This is a genomic window from Cellulomonas sp. plas2, assembly GCF_057221735.1.
The window spans coordinates 1,226,349-1,242,712 of sequence record NZ_CM170155.1 but is presented as its reverse complement, the minus strand read 5'-3'; the positions used below and the strand labels follow the sequence as shown (position 1 = coordinate 1,242,712).

The window sequence follows — 16,364 nt, the reverse complement described above, 5'->3', positions numbered from 1 at the left end:
CCGGCGGCGCTGCCCGGTGTGCTGCCGGCGGCCGTCGACGACGGCACCTGGTCGCGGCTGTTCTCCTTCGAGGACTACGGCGCGCTGCTGGCGCTGGTGCAGAACTCGCTGGTCGCCGGGGCGGTGCTGGGGCTCGTCGGCGGGCTCGTCGGCGTCTTCGTCATGCAGCGGGACATGGCGTTCGCCGTGCACGGCATCTCGGAGCTGTCCTTCGCGGGGGCGGCGCTCGCGCTGCTGCTGTCCGCGGACGTCGTGCTCGGGTCGGTGCTCGGGTCGGTCGTCGCGGCGCTGCTCATCGGGCTGCTGGGCAGCCGGGCGCGCGACCGCAACTCGATCATCGGCGTGCTCATGCCCTTCGGCCTGGGCCTGGGCGTGCTGTTCCTCGCGCTGTACCCGGGCCGCGCGGCCAACAAGTTCGGTCTGCTCACGGGGCAGATCGTCGCGGTCGACACCTCGCGGCTGGGCGTGCTCGTGGCCCTCTCGGCCGTCGTGGTGGCGGTGCTGATCGCCATCTGGAGGCCGCTGACCTTCGCCTCGGTGGACCCCGACGTGGCAGCCGCGCGCGGCGTGCCCACCCGCGCGCTGTCGCTGGTGTTCATGGTGCTGCTGGGCCTGGCGGTGGCCATGGCCGTGCAGGTGGTGGGGGCGCTGCTGGTGCTCTCGCTGCTCATCACGCCGGCGGCCGCGGCCTCGCGGGTCAGCGCGTCGCCCGTCGCCGTGCCGGTGCTGAGCGTCGCCTTCGCGGTGACGAGCGCGGTGGGCGGGATCCTCCTCGCGCTCGGCGGGTCCGTGCCCATCAGCCCCTACGTCACGACGATCTCGTTCCTCATCTACCTCGTCTGCCTCGCCCTCGGCCGCCGCCGGACCCGCCGCGGCTGGACCCGCCGCCCGGCCTGAGCGTGCCCGACCTGAGCGGGCCCGGCCCGAGCGTGCCCGGTGCGCGGCGGGGCTGCGCGGCCGCCGGGGTCGCCGGGGTCGCCGCGGCGCCCCCGCCGCGGGAGGACCGGGCGGTGCGGCCCCGCACGATCCCGACGAGCTCCTGGTGCAGGTCGACGCCGTCGGCGACCGCCTCGTCGTCGCGGCGCCACGCGAGCACCACGGTCACGGTCGGGGCGCCGCGCAGCGGCCGGTGCACGACGTCGCGCCGGTCGTGCAGCCGGGCCAGCGACAGCGGCACGACGAGCACGCCCGTCCCCGCGGCGACGAGCTCCACGGCGTCGGCCGTCGTCGCCACACCCACACTGCCCGGCACCCCGTCATCCGCGGGGTGGGCGACCGTGCCGTCACCGACCAGGACGTCGTCCGCGGGGACGACACGGGTCTCGCCGGCCAGGTCGGCGGCGTCCACCTCGTCGCCTGCCGTCAGCCAGTGGTCCCGCGGCACGACGACGACCGTCGTCTCCTCGTAGAGGCGCACGACGGCCAGGTCGTCGTCGTCGCCCGGTGCCGGGGCGGGCGCCAGGGCGGCATCCCCCTCTCCGCGGCGCAGGGCCGCCAGCGCCTCCCTTGCGGCCACCGGCACGAGCTCCAGCGGCACGTCGGGCAGCCGCTCCCGCCACACGCGCGCCCAGCGGTCGGGGTGCACGCCCGGGGCCAGGAGCAGGCGGAACACCGCCGGCGCCGCGGTCACGCGACCCGCCGGAAGACCAGGTCGCGCACCTCGTGGCCGAGGGCGCGCCCGCGGCGCTCGAACTTCGTCTCGGGGCGGTGCGCGGGCCGCGGCACGACGAACCCGTCGGCCCGGGTCGAGGCGTTGGCCAGGCCGGGGTCCGCGGAGAGCGCGGCGAGCATCGCCTCCGCGTACTCCGGCCAGTCCGTCGCGCAGTGCAGCGTGCCGCCGACGACGAGCCGTGAGCGCAGCAGGGCCACGTGCGCGGGCTGCACCAGGCGCCGCTTGTGGTGGCGCGGCTTGGGCCACGGATCGGGGAAGAAGACGCGGACCTCGTCGAGGGAGCCCTCGGGCAGCCGGCGCCGCACGAGGTCGAGGGCGTCGCCGTGGCCCACCCGCACGTTGGTCAGGCCCGCCTCCTCCAGCCGCAGCAGCAGGGCCGCGATGCCGGGCAGGTGCGCCTCGACGGCCAGGACGTCGCGGCCGGGGTCCGCCGCGGCCATCGCCGCCGTCGCCTCCCCCATGCCCGGTCCGATCTCGAGGACGAGGGGGGCCGTGCGGCCGAAGAGCGCGGGAGCGTCGAGCACCTGGACGGGCGCCGGAGCGGCGGGGTCGTCGGCCGACCCGGGCGCGCGGGAGGCGCGCAGCGGCAGCGGACCCAGCGCCTCGTCGTGCACGGAGAAGCCCCAGCGCGGCCAGAGCCGGTCCAGGGCGTCCCGGCGCTCCGCGCCCAGGGCCGCGCGGCGGGGGTGGAAGGTCCGCAGCGGCTCGTGGGGGCGCGCCGCCACGTGCATGAAGCGGTCCTGCGGGGCGGTCGTCACGGCACGAGGGTCGCACGGGGGCCGCCGGGCGGGCGTCGGGCGGCGTCCTGCGTCGCCGGACCGACCGCGTCCGCTAGGTTCGGCGGATGGCGAAGGCGTCGGCGGCCCGCAAGCGGCCCAAGCTCAGCGACGAGGTGTACGAGGCCGAGCTGTTCCGGCTGCAGAGCGAGCTCGTGAAGCTCCAGCTCTGGGTGCAGGCCACGGGGGCGCGCGTGGTCGTGCTCTTCGAGGGCCGGGACGCGGCCGGCAAGGGCGGCGCCATCAAGCGCATCACGGAGTACCTCAGCCCCCGCGTGGTGCGGATCGCCGCCCTGCCCGCCCCGACGGACCGCGAGCGCGGCCAGTGGTACTTCCAGCGGTACGTCGCCCAGCTGCCCACCGCCGGGGAGGTCGTGCTGTTCGACCGCTCCTGGTACAACCGCGCCGGCGTGGAGAAGGTCATGGGCTTCTGCACCGACGAGGAGCACGCACGGTTCCTGCGGCAGGCGCCCGTCTTCGAGCAGATGCTCATCGACGAGGGGATCCTGCTGCGCAAGTACTGGTTCTCCGTCTCCGACGCCGAGCAGCTCAAGCGGTTCCGCTCGCGCCTGGACGACCCGGTGCGGCAGTGGAAGCTCTCGCCGATGGACCTCGAGTCCATCCACCGCTGGGAGGACTACAGCCGGGCCAAGGACGAGATGATGGCGCACACCGACGTGCCGTCGAGCCCGTGGTTCGTCGTGGAGTCGGACCGCAAGAAGGACGCCCGGCTCAACATGATCAGCCACCTCCTCTCCTCCGTGCCGTACACCGACGTGCCGCACGAGCGCATCGTCCTGCCCGAGCGGCCGCCCAGCACCGGCGGGTACCAGCGCCCGCCGCGGGAGCGGTCGACGTACGTGCCCGACCACGCCGCCACGCTCCTCGGGGACCCCGAGAAGTCGCTCTGACGGGTCGGCACGGGGCGCGCTCGCGCGCGGCCGGCTCGGCTCAGCGCCCCGCCCGGGTCCGCGGGTCGGCGGGGCCCGGCCCGACGAGCCACTGGACGCTGCGCGCCACGTCGTCGGCGCGCAGCCACTCGTGCCGCTCCGAGCGGGGGTCCTGGGGGTCGTCGCGCCAGGCGACCATGACGTGCGTGCGCGTCCACCGCACGGCCCGCGCCGCCCGCCACTCCCGGTCCCCGTCGGCCCACACGACGTGCGCGAGCACCGCGATGTCGCCCATGGGCCGCACGGGGACGTCCGGGGGGACCTCGCCGTTGGCGACGCGGCGCCTGCCGCCGCCCGCCGCCCGCGCCGTCGCCGCCGGCCCCCCGCCGTCCTCCGCCGCGCCCATGCGCCGCACAGTATCGAACGCGCGTTCGACACGCCGAGGCGGGCACCCGTCCGGCGGCGCGTCGTGGGTCGCGCCGCGCGACGCGCGCTCCGACGAGTGCTGCCGGCGGCCTGCCGCCGCGCGGCGGCCCTCGTCGGGCAGCAGGATGTCCGGCATGGCGCGCGTGGTGGTCACCGGAGGCAGCGGCAAGCTCGGGCGGGCGGTGGTGCGCGACCTCGCCGCCCACGGCTGGGACGTGGTCAACGTGGACACCGCCCCGCCGCCCGCGGACGCACCCGGGTCGTGGACGCGGGTGGACCTGACCGACCTGGGGCAGGTGACGGAGGCGCTCACGGGCATCGACGACCGGTACGCGGGCGTGGACGCCGTCGTGCACCTCGCGGCGATCCCCGCGCCCGGCCTGCGCCCCAGCGGCGCGACCTTCGCCAACAACGTCGTCGGCACGCACCACGTCTTCGACGCCGCACGGCGGGCCGGCATCCGCCGCGTCGTCTGGGCCTCGAGCGAGACGCTGCTCGGCCTGCCCTTCGACGTGCCGCCGCCGTACGTGCCGGTCGACGAGGAGTACCCCGTGCGGCCGGAGTCCACCTACTCGATGGGCAAGGCCGTCGAGGAGGAGATGGCCCGGCACTTCGCGCGGTGGCAGCCGGGGGCGACGATCGTCGGGCTGCGGTTCTCGAACGTCATGGACGTCGAGGACTACGCCCGGTTCCCGTCCTTCGAGGACGACCCCGCCTCCCGGCGGTGGAACCTGTGGGGCTACATCGACGCGCGCGACGGGGCGCAGGCGGTGCGGCGGGCGCTGACGGCCGACGTCACGGGGTTCGAGGCCTTCGTCATCGCCAACGCCGACACGGTGATGACGACCCCGAACGAGCGGCTGCTCGCGGAGCACTTCCCCGACGTGCCCGTCCGCGGTGACGTCACCGGCACGGGCACCCTCCTGTCGATCGAGAAGGCCCGCCGGCTGCTGGGGTACGAGCCGGAGCACTCGTGGCGGGACCACGTCTCCTGACGGCGTGGCGGCTCGTCGTCCGCGGGCGGGCGGCGCGGATACGGCCTGCCCCCGCCGCGCCGGTCACGCGGCGCGGGAGCGGAAGGTGGTGCGGTAGTCGCTGGGGCTGACCCCGACCGCCCGCCGGAAGTGGTGCCGCAGCAGCGGCGCGGAGGCGAAGCCGCATTCCCGGGCGACGAGCTCGACCGGCAGGTCCGTCCCCTCCAGCAGGTGCTGGGCGCGCAGGACGCGCTGCGCGGTGAGCCACCGGACGGGCGTCGTCCCCGTCTCCGCGACGAACCGGCGGGCGAAGGTCCTGGGCGACACCAGCGCGCGCGCCGCGAGGGACTCCACGCTGTGGTCCGCGTCGAGGTGCTCGAGGACCCACTCGAGCACCAGGCGCAGGGAGTCCTCGCTGCAGGCGGGCACGGGCTGCGGCACGAACTGCCGCTGCCCGCCGTCGCGCTGGGGCGGCACCACCATGCGCCGGGCGATCGCGTTGGCGGCCGCCGCCCCGTGCTCGCGGCGCACCAGGTGCAGGCAGGCGTCGATGCCCGCGGCCGTGCCGGCACTGGTGACGAGGTCGCCCTCGTCGACGAAGAGGACGTCGGCGTCCACCCGCAGCTCCGGGAACGCGGCGGCGAGCTCCTCCGCGTGCCGCCAGTGCGTCGCGACGGTCCGCCCCGCGAGCACGCCGGCCTCCGCGAGGACGAAGACGCCCGAGCACACGCTCAAGAGCGTCGCGCCCCGCTCGTGGGCCGCCCTCAGGGCGGCGAGGACCGCGGGGTCGTGCCCGCGCCGGCTTGTGGCGGGCACCGCCACCAGGTCGACGTCGGCGAGTGCCTCGAGCCCGTGGTCCGGGGTCATGGTCAGCCCGACGGACGTGCGCACCGGATCCCCGGCGCGCACCCCGCACAGCCGCAGATCGACGAGGGGCACCCCGTCCTCGGTGCGGTCGATGCCGAAGACCTCGCAGACCACCCCGAGCTCGAACGGAGCGACGCCGTCGACGACGAGAACCGCTACTGATCGCAGCACGCGCCGACCCTAGCGGGAGTGGCAGCATCTTGTCGATGGGTGTCATCGCTGCCACTCGTCGGCACGGGAGGGGACGAGGACCGTGGTCGGCATGGACATCCTCGAAGCCCTCGCTCGGACCGTCGTCGCCGTGCTCGTGCTGTGGCCGCTCGTCGTGCTCGTCGCGCGTCGTCGAACCGGGGACCACCTGAGCGAGGTGGACACGCTGCCCCGCCCGGAGGGGCCGGCCGGGATCGAGGCGCCCGACGGGGCGTACGACCCGGCGCCCGTCCAGCCCGAGGATCCCGCCGAGCGGTGGGTCCAGGCCGGGTAGGACGGACGCCGGCTCAGCGAACGACGAGCCACGCGCCGGCCACCACGGTGGCGACCAGCACGACGAGGCCGAACACGTCGAACGACATCCGGCGCACGAGCCAGCGGCCGCCGACCGCCCCCAGGACGAGCCCCGGCAGCAACGCCGCCGACAGCGCGAGCGACCCCGGCGTGATGAGGCCGAGCCCGACGCTGAACGGCACCTTGGCGAGGTTGACGACGAAGAAGAACCACGCGTTGGTGCCGAGGAACGCGGCGGGACCGAGCCGGGCGCGCAGCAGGTACAGGCCCATGAGCGGCCCGCCCGCGTTGGCGACCATCGTCGACAGGCCCGCCCCCGCCCCGAGCAGCCCGCGCACGAGCCGGTCGCCGACGGTGGGCAGCCCGGCGGGTACGGGGCTCGCGATGCGAGCCGGCGCGACGGGCCCCGACGTCGCCGCACGAACCGTCGCGCGGTGGTCGGCGCGTCGTCGTGCCACGCGCCGCAGCAGCTCCCAGCCCCCGCTGACCAGCAGGACCGCGCCGACCAGCCTGCCGGCGGCCCCCGCGTCGAGGAACCGCAGCACGGCCCAGCCGGCCGCGAGCCCGACGACGACGGACGGCAGCAGCACGACGAGCAGCCGCAGCCGGGCGGACCGGGCGTACAGCCGCAGGGCGACGAGGTCCCCGACGATGAGCACCGGCAGGGCCAGCCCCGCCGCCCGCACGGGGTCGACGGCCGTCGCCAGCAGCGCCATCCCGAAGGCGCCGAGCGACGGCACCCCGGTCCTCGACATGCCGAAGACCACGGCGGCCAGCGTGCCGAGGACGAGGGGCTCGAGCGTCATCGCCCACACGCCTCCCCCGGTCCGGCCGGCGCCCGGGTGACGCCGGAGCCCCGGCGACCCTAGACGAGGGACGGCGCCAAGGCGTCAGACCCTCTCGAGGCGCGCGACGAGCGTCTCGGCCTCGCGCTGCGTCACGAGCGCGGTGGTCCTGCGGGCCAGGACCCACGGGGTGCGCTCGGCCAGCTCGGGCGTCCACTCGACGCGGTACAGCGGGACGCCGGCCTCGACGCGCTCGACGGGCGAGACGCGCCAGGACGCGCCGATGCCCGTCAGCGGGTCGAGCCCGCGGAGGGTGACGGCCTCGGCGGGGGTTGCGGCGGGGCCGGCGGTCGGGTCCGACGGCGTGGCCGGCTGGGTGGGGGTCTGTGCAGCCATGGTGGTGTCCTCGGGGACGGGTGCGGCGCGGCACCGGGACCGGTGCCGTCCCGTCCGTTCGTCGGGCCGTCCCCCGCGGTGACGTGTCGGGGGCCGGGCTCGCCCCGTCGGGTGCGTCGGTCCGGGTGACGCCCCCGTGCCGTCGAGCGCCGTTCACCGTCCCGGGGGACCCCCGTCCCGGCGGCGTGCGGGTGCGGGGCCCCGGTGCTTGGGTGACGCCATGGCTACGCACAACACCCCCGCCTCCGCCCGGCGCGCCGCCACCGAGGCCGGCGACAACCCGCTCGTCGAGCAGGGGGCGCGGGTCGGCTACGCCGCCAACGGCGTGCTGCACCTGCTCATCGCGTGGCTCGCCGTGCAGCTCGCGTGGTCGGCGGGGGCGGGCAGCGCGGACCAGACGGGGGCGCTGCGGTCCCTGGCCGGCAACCCCGTCGGCACCGCGCTGCTGTGGGTCGTCGTCGTCGGGTTCGCGCTGCTGGCCGTCTGGCAGGTGACCGAGCTGGTGACGCGGCACGACACCGGTGACCGGGTGAAGGCCGGCGCCAAGGCCGTGGTCTACGGCGTGCTCGCCTGGACGGCCGTGCGGGTGCTCCTGGGGACGTCGCAGGACGGGTCGCAGCAGACCAGCAGCACGACCGGGCGGCTGCTGGAGGCCCCGCTCGGGCGGGCGCTGGTGGCCGCCGTGGGCCTGGCGGTGCTGGGCGTCGCGGTGCACCACGTGGTCAAGGGCTGGCGGCGCACGTTCCTGCAGGACCTGACCGAGCACCCGGGTCGGTGGGCCGTGCAGGCGGGACGGGTCGGGTACGTCGCCAAGGGCGTGGCCCTCGCCGTGGTGGGCTTCTTCTTCCTCAAGGCGGCCTGGACCGGCAACGCCGCCGAGGCGCAGGGCCTCGACGGCGCCCTGCGGGCCTTCCTCGAGGTGCCGTGGGGCCGGGGGCTCCTGACGGTCGTCGCGCTGGGCCTGGCCGCCTACGGCGTGTACTCCTTCGCCCGCGCGCGCTACGCCCGGGTCTGACGTCGGGTCCCTGCCGCGCCGGCGCGGCGCAGGTAGCCCCAGGCGAGCAGGGCGCTCGTGGTGCCCACGGCCAGGCCGGCCACCACGTCCGTGAGGTGGTGCATGCCGCGGTACAGGCGGGCCCAGGCGACGAGGACCGGCACGAGCAGGCACGCCGCGGTGAGGAGCCCGCGCAGCACCCGGTGCCGCACGCGCTGCGCGAGCAGCGCCAGGACGACCCAGCACGCGGCGGCCGCCCCCGTGTGGCCGCTGGGGTAGCTCGACGTGGGCGGCGCGTGGTCGAGCTGCTCCACATCGGGCCTGTCGCGGTCGACGAGGACCGCCGACGTGAGGAACACGCCCAGCTCGAGGGCCACCGCGACGGCGGGCACCAGCGCGAACGACAGCCGCCGGGTGCGCACGGCGACGGCCAGGACCGTCACGAGGGCCAGCGCCGTGATCGCGAGGGTCGAGGCCGAGCCCGACAGCACCGCCGAGACCGTGTCGAGCGCGGCCGTCCGCCCCTCGGCGAACCGCTCCGCGAGGTCCTGCTCCGCCGGGATCCCGCCGAGCGGCCCCATGACCACCCAGCCGACGCCGGTGACGACGGCCCACAGCAGCACCGCCGGTGCCGCCGCGCGCACCACCAGGTCCCGCAGGACGGCCGCCACCGGGGGGCGGCTCGCGTCGTCCCACCGGTGCGCGAGGACGGCGGCGCGGCTCACCGCGCACCGGTCCTGGCAGCACCGGTCCCGACCGCGCCCGTCCGGCGGGCCTCGCGGCCGGCCGCCCCGGACCACCCGGCGTAGGACGCGAGCGAGGCCGCGGTGCCCACGAGGAGCCCGGCTGCGACGTCCGACGGGTAGTGCACGCCCAGCAGCACGCGGTCCGCCGCGGTCAGCGCCACGACGAGCCCACCGACCACCGCGACCACACCCAGGGCGCGGCGGGTCAGCACGGGCCGCAGCAGCAGGAGCAGGACCGTCAGAGCCGCGGAGCTGTTGACGGCGTGCCCCGACGGGAAGCTGTACCCGGGCGCGTGCTCCAGCGCCTCCTGCACGACCGGCCGCGCACGCCCGACGGCGGACTTGAGCGCGACGCCGAGACCCCACACGACGAGCACGGTCGCCACGGCCCACGCCGCGCGTCCCGGCAGGCGGTACCGACGCCACACGACGAGCGCCACCAGGGTCACGCCCAGGACGAGCCACACGGGCTGCGTCGTCTCCTGCCAGACGACGAGGGCCCGGGGCAGGCCGGGTCGCTCCCGCGCGAAGGTGGTCGCCGCGTCGACGACGCGCGCGTCCCAACCCGTCAGGCCGTCGTGCTCGGCGCGGACCAGCCAGGCGAGCGCGGCGACGGGCACGCCGGCGGCGAGGGCGAGCGCGGCCGCGCGAGCGAGGGCCGTCGTCCGCGGGCCCCGTCCCCCGCCGCGCCGCGGGTGGGAAGTCTCCATGGCGGTCAACCTAGGGCGGCACGGCCGGGTGCGCGCTGCGCGACGCGACCCGCCGCCCGTCCGGGTGGTGCGGTCCCGGCGGCCCGTCGGATGCCGAGCTGTCCTGCCTACCGCTCGTCGGCGACGTCGAGCACGGTGACGACCGACCCCGCGGACAGCGTCGTCACGTCCTCCGGCACGACGAGGAGGGCGTCGGCGAGCGCCAGCGCCCCGAGCAGGTGGGACCCCGCTCCGCCGACCGGCGCGACCGTGCGGGGCTCCGCGGTCCGGTCGAGCCGGGCGCGCGCGTACTGCCGCCGGCCGGCTGGCGACGTCATGTCGGTCGTCAGCACCGCGCTCGTCGTCGGACGGGCCGTCGCTGCGAGGCCCCGCAGGCGCCGCACCGCCGGGCGGACGAACAGCTCGCAGGAGACGAGCACGCTGACGGGGTTGCCCGGCAGCGTGACGACGGGGACGCCGGCTACGCGCGCGAGCCCCTGCGGCTTGCCCGGCTGCACCGCGACCGCCACGAACTGCGCCCCCGGCAGCCCCGCGAGCGCCTCCTTGACCGGGTCGAACGCCCCGGCCGAGACCCCGCCGCTGGTCACCACGAGGTCGGCGCCCGCCGCGCACCGCTCGAGCAGCGCGAGGAGCGCCGGCGCGTCGTCCCCGGAGCGCTCCACCGCCACGACCTCGGCCCCCGCGGCGCGCAGCGCAGCCGCGAGGGCCGGGCCGTTGGAGTCGTGGATCTGGCCGTGGTCCAGGCGCTGCCCGGGGGCGACGAGCTCGTCGCCGGTCGCGACGACGGCGACCCGGGGCCGCCGGTGCACCGCGACCACCGCGTGCCCCGTCGCGGCGAGCAGCGCGACCTGCGCGGCGCCGAGCAGCGTCCCGGCGGGCAGCAGCACCTGGCCGGCGCGCACGTCGCCGGCGCGCCGGCGGATGTGCGCCCCCGGCTGCGCGGGTCGGTCGACGCGGACCCGGGGCAGGCCGGCGTCGGTGTGCTCGACCGGGACGACAGCGTCGGCGCCCGGCGGCAGGGGCGCCCCCGTCATGATCCGGGCGACGGACCCGGCCGGGACCGGGGGGTGCCGGCGTACGTCGCCGGCCGGGACGTCGGCGACCACGGGGAGCACGACGGGCGCGTCCGGGGCTGCCGCGGCGACGTCGGCGGCGTGCACGGCGTAGCCGTCCATCGCCGAGTTGTCCCACGGCGGCAGGTCGACCGCGCTGACGGCCTCGCGCGCGAGCACCAGCCCGTCCGCACCCCCGAGCGGCAGCTCGACCACCGGGGTCGGCCCGACGAGGGCCAGCACCGCCGCCACGTGCTCCTCCACCGTCCGCACGGCGGCCACGCTAGCGCCAGCCGCCGTCCACCAGCCGCCACCCGGACGGGCCGACCGGCCCCGCGGAGGCGTGCCTATGCTCAGCCGGTGGTGGACACGGGCGCGAGCACAGGCGCCGGGACGGATGCGAGCACCGGCACGGGCGGCAGGCCCGGCACCGGCGCGCTCGTCGACCGGTACGGGCGCACCGCCACCGACCTGCGGGTCTCCCTCACCGACCGCTGCAACCTGCGCTGCACGTACTGCATGCCGGCCGAGGGGCTGGACTGGCTGCCGACGCCCGAGGTGCTCACCGACGACGAGGTCGTCCGCCTCGTGACGGTCGCCGTCGAGCGGCTGGGCGTGCGGGAGGTGCGCTTCACGGGTGGCGAGCCGCTGGTCCGCCGCGGGCTCGAGGGCATCGTCGGGGCGGTCGCCGCCCTGCGGACCGCCGACGGGACGGCGCCCGAGACCTCCCTGACGACGAACGGCATCGGTCTCGCGCGGCGTGCCCAGGGCCTGGCCGAGGCCGGCCTCGGGCGGGTCAACGTCTCCGTGGACACCCTCGACCGCGCGCAGTTCGCCGCCCTGACCCGGCGTGACCGGCTGCCGGACGTCCTCGAGGGGGTGGCCGCGGCCGTCGCCGCAGGCCTGCAGCCCGTGAAGGTGAACGCCGTGGCGATGCGCGGCGTCAACGAGGACCAGGTGCGGCCGCTGCTGCGCTGGGCGGTCGCCGACGGCCTGCACCTGCGGTTCATCGAGCAGATGCCGCTCGGCCCCCGGCACGCGTGGGACCGCGCGCAGATGGTGACGGCGGAGGAGCTGCTGGCCGAGCTCGGCCGGGAGTTCGCGCTCGAGCCGGTCGGTGACGTGGCTCGCGGCGCCGCACCGGCGGAGCTCTGGACGGTCGTCGGCACCGGCGGGGACGGGCGACCGCCCGCCACCGTGGGCGTCATCGGCGCCGTGACGCGTCCGTTCTGCGGTGCCTGCGACCGGACCCGGCTCACCGCCGACGGCCAGGTCCGCTCCTGCCTCTTCTCCCGCCGCGAGACCGACCTGCGGGACCTGCTGCGCGCCGGCGCCTCCGACGAGGAGCTGGCCGACGCCTGGCGCACCGCCATGTGGGGAAAGCCCGCCGCGCACGGCATCGACGAGGAGGGCTTCCGCCAGCCCCTGCGCCTCATGAGCGCCATCGGCGGCTGAGCCGTGGCCGGCGCCACGGGCGACGGGCCGGACCGCGAGCCGACCCTCGAGCCCGGCCGCGAGCCCGGCCGCCAGCATCGGGACGTCCTCGTCGTCGTCACCGCCGGCGGCACCGGAGGCCGGCTGGGCGGGGTCGACAAGGTGCACTTGCCGCTCACCGATGACGGCGTGGGCCCCTCGCTGCTCGACGCCCTCGTCGCCGCCCTGCCACCGGTGCCCGTCGTGGTCGTCGGACCGCACGGCGTGGACGGACGCGCCGACGTCGGCGGCCGCACCGTGCTCGTCGCCCGGGAGGACCCGCCCGGCGGTGGCCCTCTCGCCGGCGTCGCCGCCGGCCTGTCCGCAGGCCTGGCCAGAGGTCCCGCTGCCGCGGCCGGGTCGCCCGACGTCCTGGTCGTGCTCGCCGGCGACCAGCCCTGGGCCGGCGAGGTCGTCCCGCGGCTGCTCGCCGCTCTCGGCCCCGGCCCGCGACCCGACGCGGCCGTCGGCATCGACGGCACGGGGCGCCGGCAGCCGCTGCTCGCCGCCTACCGCCTGCCGGCGGTCGCCGCGCTGCTCGCGGGGCACGTCCACGACCGCCCCGCCCGGCTCCTGCTCGAGGGCCTCCAGGTCGTCGAGGTCCCGCTCGCCCCCGACGAGGCCCTCGACGTCGACACCCCCGCCGACCTCGCGCGCGCCCGCACGATCGCACGGCACCGCCCGCGCCCGCCCGAGGAGCCGGCACCCGGCGACTGACCCGCGCGTGCGCCCTCTGGGGACGGTCGCGCCGCTACGTCGAAGTACCAGGTCCCGACGCGCATCGACGGCGTGTCGTGGCATCTCGACGACGTCCCGGGACGCGAGGACGTCGCTGGACGGGCGGCCTCGTCGGCCGGCACGACCCGGGCAGCACCGGCGGGACGGCGACCCGCGCCCGGTGCCAGGTGCAGCGAGGTACCACGGCACGCCGGTGCGACCGCTCGCCCGGTGGTACCTCGGCGCAGCGTCGCCGAGGCGCCCGACGGGCCGGGACGACACCGGACGGCACGGTCATGGGGCGAAGTCGGCCGCCCACGCGGCGACGAGGGCGTCCACCTGGGCGAGACGCACGCGCACCGCCGCACCCTCGTCGCCCGCGCCGCCACCGTCAGCACCGGCCGCACGACCCGCGGCCAGGCCCACGAGGAACGCCGTCAGCGGGGCGCCCGGACGCACGACGTCGTGGGCCACATCGCGGACCCGGTCGAGCACCGCCGGGACCAGCGGGGCCACGACCGCCGCGTCGAGCGCCAGCTCGGCGCAGACGAGCGCCAGCCACCGGCCCAGCACGTCGTCGCCGAACGCCGGAGTTGCCGAAGGGTCGCCAGGAGGGGGCGACGGAGCCGGCGGCACCGGGGACACTGAGCCTGTGCCGTCGTCGTCGGGGGCGCGCACGGTCCCGAGCATGGCAGTTCCCTGCCTGCCGCGTCACGTGCAGGACGCGGTGATCGACGCCGTGCTCGACGCCGTGACCGACGCCGTGACCGACGACACCGCCGGGACCGACTGACGATCTCCCCGGTCGAGACGATCGGCACGGACGGCGTGGGGGCGCTCGTGCGCGCCTGGGTGGACGGGGCGCGCGGTACGAAGGGGACGATGAAGCTCGGTGTCTGCGGCGAGCACGTCGGGGACCCGGAGTCGATCCGCTTCTCCATGACGCCGGGCTGGACCACGTCTCCTGCTCGCCGTCCCGGGTGCCGGTCGCGCGGCTCGAGGCGGCGGTCCGACGCGACGCCTGGACGGCCTGACCCAGGGCGGGAGGCGGGCCGGACCAGGGCCGGATCCGGCCCGGGCGCGGGACGGGCGCGCGGTGTGGCGAGCCGGGCGGCGGGACCGCGCCGGGCCGGTCCCCCGTCCGGCCCAGCCGCACCGCTCACCCGCGCGGGTGGTGCCGGGGACGCCGTGACCTCCGTCGCGGCGTCGCCGGGTGAACGGCCGGCGGGACCACCCGCCCGCCGTCTCACCGGCCGCGGGCCGAGGACGATCCGGGCGTCATGACCTCCACCCTCCCCCCGAGCCCCGGCCGCGCGGCGACCCCGGCCCGTACGGCCGAGGGCGTCCTGCAGCTGCAGCGGCCCGCCGCCGACGCCTGGCCGGCGCCCGAACCGCTCGCCCGCCGCTCCTACGTCCGCGGCGCCGCCCTCCTCGGCGTCGTCGCCTCCGTCGGGTACCTGCTCTGGCGCGTGACCTCGACCCTCGACGGCGCGACCCTGTGGCTCGGCGTCCCGCTGCTGCTGCTCGAGGTGCACGCCTTCCTCAGCCTCCTGCTGTTCGCGCACGACCTGTGGGACGTCGACCGGCGCCCCGACCCGGCGGACATCGCGCCCGAGCAGCACCGGGATCCCGCGGAGCTGCGCGTGGCGCTCCTCGTGCCGACCTACGACGAACCCCGTTCGATCCTGCTGCCGACGATCGCCGCCGCGGTCGCGGCCCGGCACCCGCACGAGACATGGGTGCTCGACGACGGCGACCGCCCGTGGCTGCGCGAGCTCGCCGCAGGCCTCGGGGCGCGCTACCGCTCCCGCTCCCACGGCGCGCACGCCAAGGCGGGCAACATCAACGAGGCGCTCGACGAGGTGCAGGCGGACCTCGTGGCCATCATCGACGCCGACCACGTCGTGACCGCGGGGTTCCTCGAGGCGCTCCTGCCGTACTTCGCCGACGCGCGGACCGCCCTCGTGCAGTCGCCGCAGGAGTTCTACAACGACTCGTCCTTCGAGCACGTCCGCCGCCCCGACGGCCGGTTCTTCGCCGACCAGGAGATGTTCTACCGGGCGATCCTCGCCGGCCGGAACCGCTGGGGCGCCGCCTTCTGGTGCGGCACCGGCGCGATGGTGCGCGTCGAGGCCCTCCGCGAGGTCGGCGGCGTGGCCACCGACAGCGTCACCGAGGACATCCAGACCACCCTGCGCCTGCACCGCAAGGGCTGGCGCAGCGTGCACCACAACGAGGTCGTCGCCCGCGGGCTTGCCGCCGACGGGCCCGAGGCGTTCTTCGTCCAGCGCCGCCGCTGGGGCGCCGGTGCCATGCAGGTGCTGCGCCGCGACAACCCGCTGCTCGGCCCCGGCCTGTCCCTGCACCAGCGCCTGTCCTACCTGTCGACGCTTCTCGGCTGGTTCGACTCGTGGCGGACGGTCGGCCTCGTGCTGCTGCCGATCCTCACAGTGCTGTCCGGCGGCGTGCCGATCGCCGCGGCGTGGGCGCCGTTCCTCGTCGCCTTCGTCGTGTCGTTCGCGCTGCAGCGCCTGGCCCTGTCGGCGCTCAGCCGGGGGCGCGCACCCCTCCTGCACGCGACGTTCTTCGAGTTCGTCCGGCTCCCGGCCACGCTGGCGGCGACCGCGGCGATCTTCACCTCCGGCCCCCGCTCGTTCGCGGTGACGCCGAAGGCGGCCCGCGCCGAGCGGGCACGGGCCCAGACGCCCGTCGTCCTCACCGCGCTCATCACCGCCTCCGTGGCGGCGGTCCTCTGGTACGTCGCGCAGCTCGCCGGTCTGCTGCCGGTGCACCGCGAGATCACCTGGGTCGACCACGCCGCGGTGGCGTGGGTGGCCCTCAACGCGGCGTTCCTCGTCGCCGCCCGTCGGCGGATCACGCGTCTGGACTTCGCCGGCAACCGGCGGTCCGCCTGGCGGTTCCCGACCGGCGAGCTGCGCGTCCCCGCGACCACCGCAGGTGGCGAGCTCCGCGTGGACCTGCTCGACCTGTCGATCACGGGCGCCCGCATCCGCGTGGGCGACGACGACCGCCGCCTGCTCGACGAGGGGTCGGCCGTCACGCTGCACCTCCCCGTCGTCGAGGACGGCCACCGCGTGGTGGTCCCCGCCCCGGGGACGGTCCGCTCGCTCGTCGAGGACGAGGACGGCGACCTCGTCGTCGGCGTGCTGCTCGGGCTCGACGACGCGGCGCAGGCGCGGCTCGCCCTCGCGCTCTACCAGACGGTGGACCGGCACGACGCCCCCGGCCTGGTCGTCCCGACGCAGGCCGGGCCGAGCGGGGTCGAGCGCACAGTCGAGCGGACCGTCGTGGGCACGCCGACGGCCACCGACGCCGCGACGGAGGCGGACGCCGTCAGCACCGCCCGCTGACGACCGGGTGG

The 16,364-nt window shown here is 77.0% G+C and carries 18 protein-coding genes; 8 read left to right on the top strand and 10 right to left on the bottom strand.

What is annotated here, in order from left to right:
* The first annotated feature begins 18 nt into the window (after positions 1 to 18).
* Positions 19 to 897 carry a metal ABC transporter permease gene (locus tag AC2TDM_RS05630; RefSeq protein ID WP_484636392.1) on the top strand — a complete coding sequence of 293 codons (879 nt, stop codon included), beginning with the start codon at positions 19 to 21 and terminating at the stop codon, positions 895 to 897.
* Here AC2TDM_RS05630 and AC2TDM_RS05625 read toward each other — a convergent pair.
* Both AC2TDM_RS05625 and trmB read right to left on the bottom strand, forming a co-directional pair.
* Positions 827 to 1,630, bottom strand: a complete 804-nt coding sequence (locus AC2TDM_RS05625) for a LysR substrate-binding domain-containing protein (RefSeq protein ID WP_484636074.1) — start codon at positions 1,628 to 1,630, stop codon at positions 827 to 829. The two genes, AC2TDM_RS05630 and AC2TDM_RS05625, sit on opposite strands and share 71 nt — an antisense overlap.
* A complete protein-coding gene (gene trmB / locus AC2TDM_RS05620; protein ID WP_484636073.1) occupies positions 1,627 to 2,430 on the bottom strand; it encodes a tRNA (guanosine(46)-N7)-methyltransferase TrmB in 804 nt (267 codons plus the stop codon). Before trmB ends, AC2TDM_RS05625 begins: the two co-directional genes overlap by 4 nt.
* An 86-nt stretch (positions 2,431 to 2,516) precedes the next feature.
* Between trmB and ppk2 the strand changes: the two genes are divergently transcribed.
* Complete coding sequence (ppk2, locus tag AC2TDM_RS05615; protein ID WP_484636072.1) at positions 2,517 to 3,359, top strand: polyphosphate kinase 2; 843 nt, start codon at positions 2,517 to 2,519, stop codon at positions 3,357 to 3,359.
* A 40-nt stretch (positions 3,360 to 3,399) separates the two neighbouring features.
* On the opposite strand, the gene AC2TDM_RS05610 is transcribed toward ppk2, so the two are convergent.
* Complete coding sequence (locus AC2TDM_RS05610) at positions 3,400 to 3,918, bottom strand: hypothetical protein (RefSeq protein ID WP_484636071.1); 519 nt, start codon at positions 3,916 to 3,918, stop codon at positions 3,400 to 3,402.
* On the opposite strand from AC2TDM_RS05610, the gene AC2TDM_RS05605 reads away from it, so the two are divergent.
* Positions 3,899 to 4,759 (top strand): NAD-dependent epimerase/dehydratase family protein, encoded by an 861-nt coding sequence (locus tag AC2TDM_RS05605; protein ID WP_484636070.1) that lies wholly within the window; start codon positions 3,899 to 3,901, stop codon positions 4,757 to 4,759. The two genes, AC2TDM_RS05610 and AC2TDM_RS05605, sit on opposite strands and share 20 nt — an antisense overlap.
* A gap of 63 nt (positions 4,760 to 4,822) precedes the next feature.
* On the opposite strand, the gene AC2TDM_RS05600 is transcribed toward AC2TDM_RS05605, so the two are convergent.
* On the bottom strand, positions 4,823 to 5,776 hold the full coding sequence (locus tag AC2TDM_RS05600; RefSeq protein ID WP_484636069.1) for a GlxA family transcriptional regulator: 954 nt from the start codon (positions 5,774 to 5,776) through the stop codon (positions 4,823 to 4,825).
* A 91-nt stretch (positions 5,777 to 5,867) separates the two neighbouring features.
* On the opposite strand from AC2TDM_RS05600, the gene AC2TDM_RS05595 reads away from it, so the two are divergent.
* A complete protein-coding gene (locus AC2TDM_RS05595) occupies positions 5,868 to 6,089 on the top strand; it encodes a hypothetical protein (protein ID WP_484636068.1) in 222 nt (73 codons plus the stop codon).
* A gap of 13 nt (positions 6,090 to 6,102) precedes the next feature.
* Here the strand turns inward: AC2TDM_RS05595 and AC2TDM_RS05590 are convergent, their stop codons facing one another.
* Positions 6,103 to 6,915, bottom strand: coding sequence for a TSUP family transporter (locus AC2TDM_RS05590; RefSeq protein ID WP_484636067.1), 813 nt, complete (start codon positions 6,913 to 6,915; stop codon positions 6,103 to 6,105).
* Positions 6,916 to 6,999: 84 nt separating this feature from the next.
* Entirely contained in the window at positions 7,000 to 7,290 is a 291-nt protein-coding gene (locus AC2TDM_RS05585; protein ID WP_484636066.1) for a hypothetical protein, read from the bottom strand.
* Positions 7,291 to 7,510: 220 nt separating this feature from the next.
* On the opposite strand from AC2TDM_RS05585, the gene AC2TDM_RS05580 reads away from it, so the two are divergent.
* Positions 7,511 to 8,305: a DUF1206 domain-containing protein gene (locus tag AC2TDM_RS05580; RefSeq protein WP_484636065.1), complete on the top strand. Its 795-nt coding sequence runs from the start codon at positions 7,511 to 7,513 to the stop codon at positions 8,303 to 8,305.
* Here the strand turns inward: AC2TDM_RS05580 and AC2TDM_RS05575 are convergent.
* The 3 genes from AC2TDM_RS05575 to AC2TDM_RS05565 form a co-directional block, all read right to left on the bottom strand.
* Positions 8,290 to 9,009 (bottom strand): phosphatase PAP2 family protein, encoded by a 720-nt coding sequence (locus tag AC2TDM_RS05575; protein WP_484636064.1) that lies wholly within the window; start codon positions 9,007 to 9,009, stop codon positions 8,290 to 8,292. The genes AC2TDM_RS05580 and AC2TDM_RS05575 overlap by 16 nt on opposite strands.
* Positions 9,006 to 9,740 carry a phosphatase PAP2 family protein gene (locus AC2TDM_RS05570; RefSeq protein WP_484636063.1) on the bottom strand — a complete coding sequence of 245 codons (735 nt, stop codon included), beginning with the start codon at positions 9,738 to 9,740 and terminating at the stop codon, positions 9,006 to 9,008. Before AC2TDM_RS05570 ends, AC2TDM_RS05575 begins: the two co-directional genes overlap by 4 nt.
* 107 nt (positions 9,741 to 9,847) lie before the next feature.
* Positions 9,848 to 11,065 carry a molybdopterin molybdotransferase MoeA gene (locus AC2TDM_RS05565; protein ID WP_484636062.1) on the bottom strand — a complete coding sequence of 406 codons (1,218 nt, stop codon included), beginning with the start codon at positions 11,063 to 11,065 and terminating at the stop codon, positions 9,848 to 9,850.
* Positions 11,066 to 11,155: 90 nt separating this feature from the next.
* Here AC2TDM_RS05565 and moaA point away from each other — a divergent pair, with 90 nt between their 5' ends.
* Both moaA and mobA read left to right on the top strand, forming a co-directional pair.
* Positions 11,156 to 12,247 carry a GTP 3',8-cyclase MoaA gene (gene moaA / locus AC2TDM_RS05560; protein WP_484636391.1) on the top strand — a complete coding sequence of 364 codons (1,092 nt, stop codon included), beginning with the start codon at positions 11,156 to 11,158 and terminating at the stop codon, positions 12,245 to 12,247.
* Positions 12,248 to 12,250: 3 nt separating this feature from the next.
* On the top strand, positions 12,251 to 12,982 hold the full coding sequence (gene mobA, locus AC2TDM_RS05555; RefSeq protein WP_484636061.1) for a molybdenum cofactor guanylyltransferase: 732 nt from the start codon (positions 12,251 to 12,253) through the stop codon (positions 12,980 to 12,982).
* A gap of 294 nt (positions 12,983 to 13,276) precedes the next feature.
* On the opposite strand, the gene AC2TDM_RS05550 is transcribed toward mobA, so the two are convergent.
* A complete protein-coding gene (locus AC2TDM_RS05550) occupies positions 13,277 to 13,555 on the bottom strand; it encodes a DUF6457 domain-containing protein (RefSeq protein ID WP_484636060.1) in 279 nt (92 codons plus the stop codon).
* Between the two features lie 707 nt (positions 13,556 to 14,262).
* On the opposite strand from AC2TDM_RS05550, the gene AC2TDM_RS05545 reads away from it, so the two are divergent.
* Entirely contained in the window at positions 14,263 to 16,353 is a 2,091-nt protein-coding gene (locus tag AC2TDM_RS05545; protein ID WP_484636059.1) for a glycosyltransferase family 2 protein, read from the top strand.
* Positions 16,354 to 16,364: the final 11 nt, after the last annotated feature.

What these genes read in the sequence shown, in the direction of transcription:
- AC2TDM_RS05595 (WP_484636068.1), top strand. Translation starts at nt 5,868, where the DNA reads ATGGACATCCTCGAAGCCCTCGCTCGGACCGTCGTCGCCGTGCTCGTG.
- AC2TDM_RS05590 (WP_484636067.1), bottom strand. Translation starts at nt 6,915, where the DNA reads ATGACGCTCGAGCCCCTCGTCCTCGGCACGCTGGCCGCCGTGGTCTTC.
- AC2TDM_RS05545 (WP_484636059.1), top strand. Translation starts at nt 14,263, where the DNA reads ATGACCTCCACCCTCCCCCCGAGCCCCGGCCGCGCGGCGACCCCGGCC.
- AC2TDM_RS05605 (WP_484636070.1), top strand. Translation starts at nt 3,899, where the DNA reads ATGGCGCGCGTGGTGGTCACCGGAGGCAGCGGCAAGCTCGGGCGGGCG.
- AC2TDM_RS05570 (WP_484636063.1), bottom strand. Translation starts at nt 9,740, where the DNA reads ATGGAGACTTCCCACCCGCGGCGCGGCGGGGGACGGGGCCCGCGGACG.
- AC2TDM_RS05585 (WP_484636066.1), bottom strand. Translation starts at nt 7,290, where the DNA reads ATGGCTGCACAGACCCCCACCCAGCCGGCCACGCCGTCGGACCCGACC.
- AC2TDM_RS05580 (WP_484636065.1), top strand. Translation starts at nt 7,511, where the DNA reads ATGGCTACGCACAACACCCCCGCCTCCGCCCGGCGCGCCGCCACCGAG.
- ppk2 (WP_484636072.1), top strand. Translation starts at nt 2,517, where the DNA reads ATGGCGAAGGCGTCGGCGGCCCGCAAGCGGCCCAAGCTCAGCGACGAG.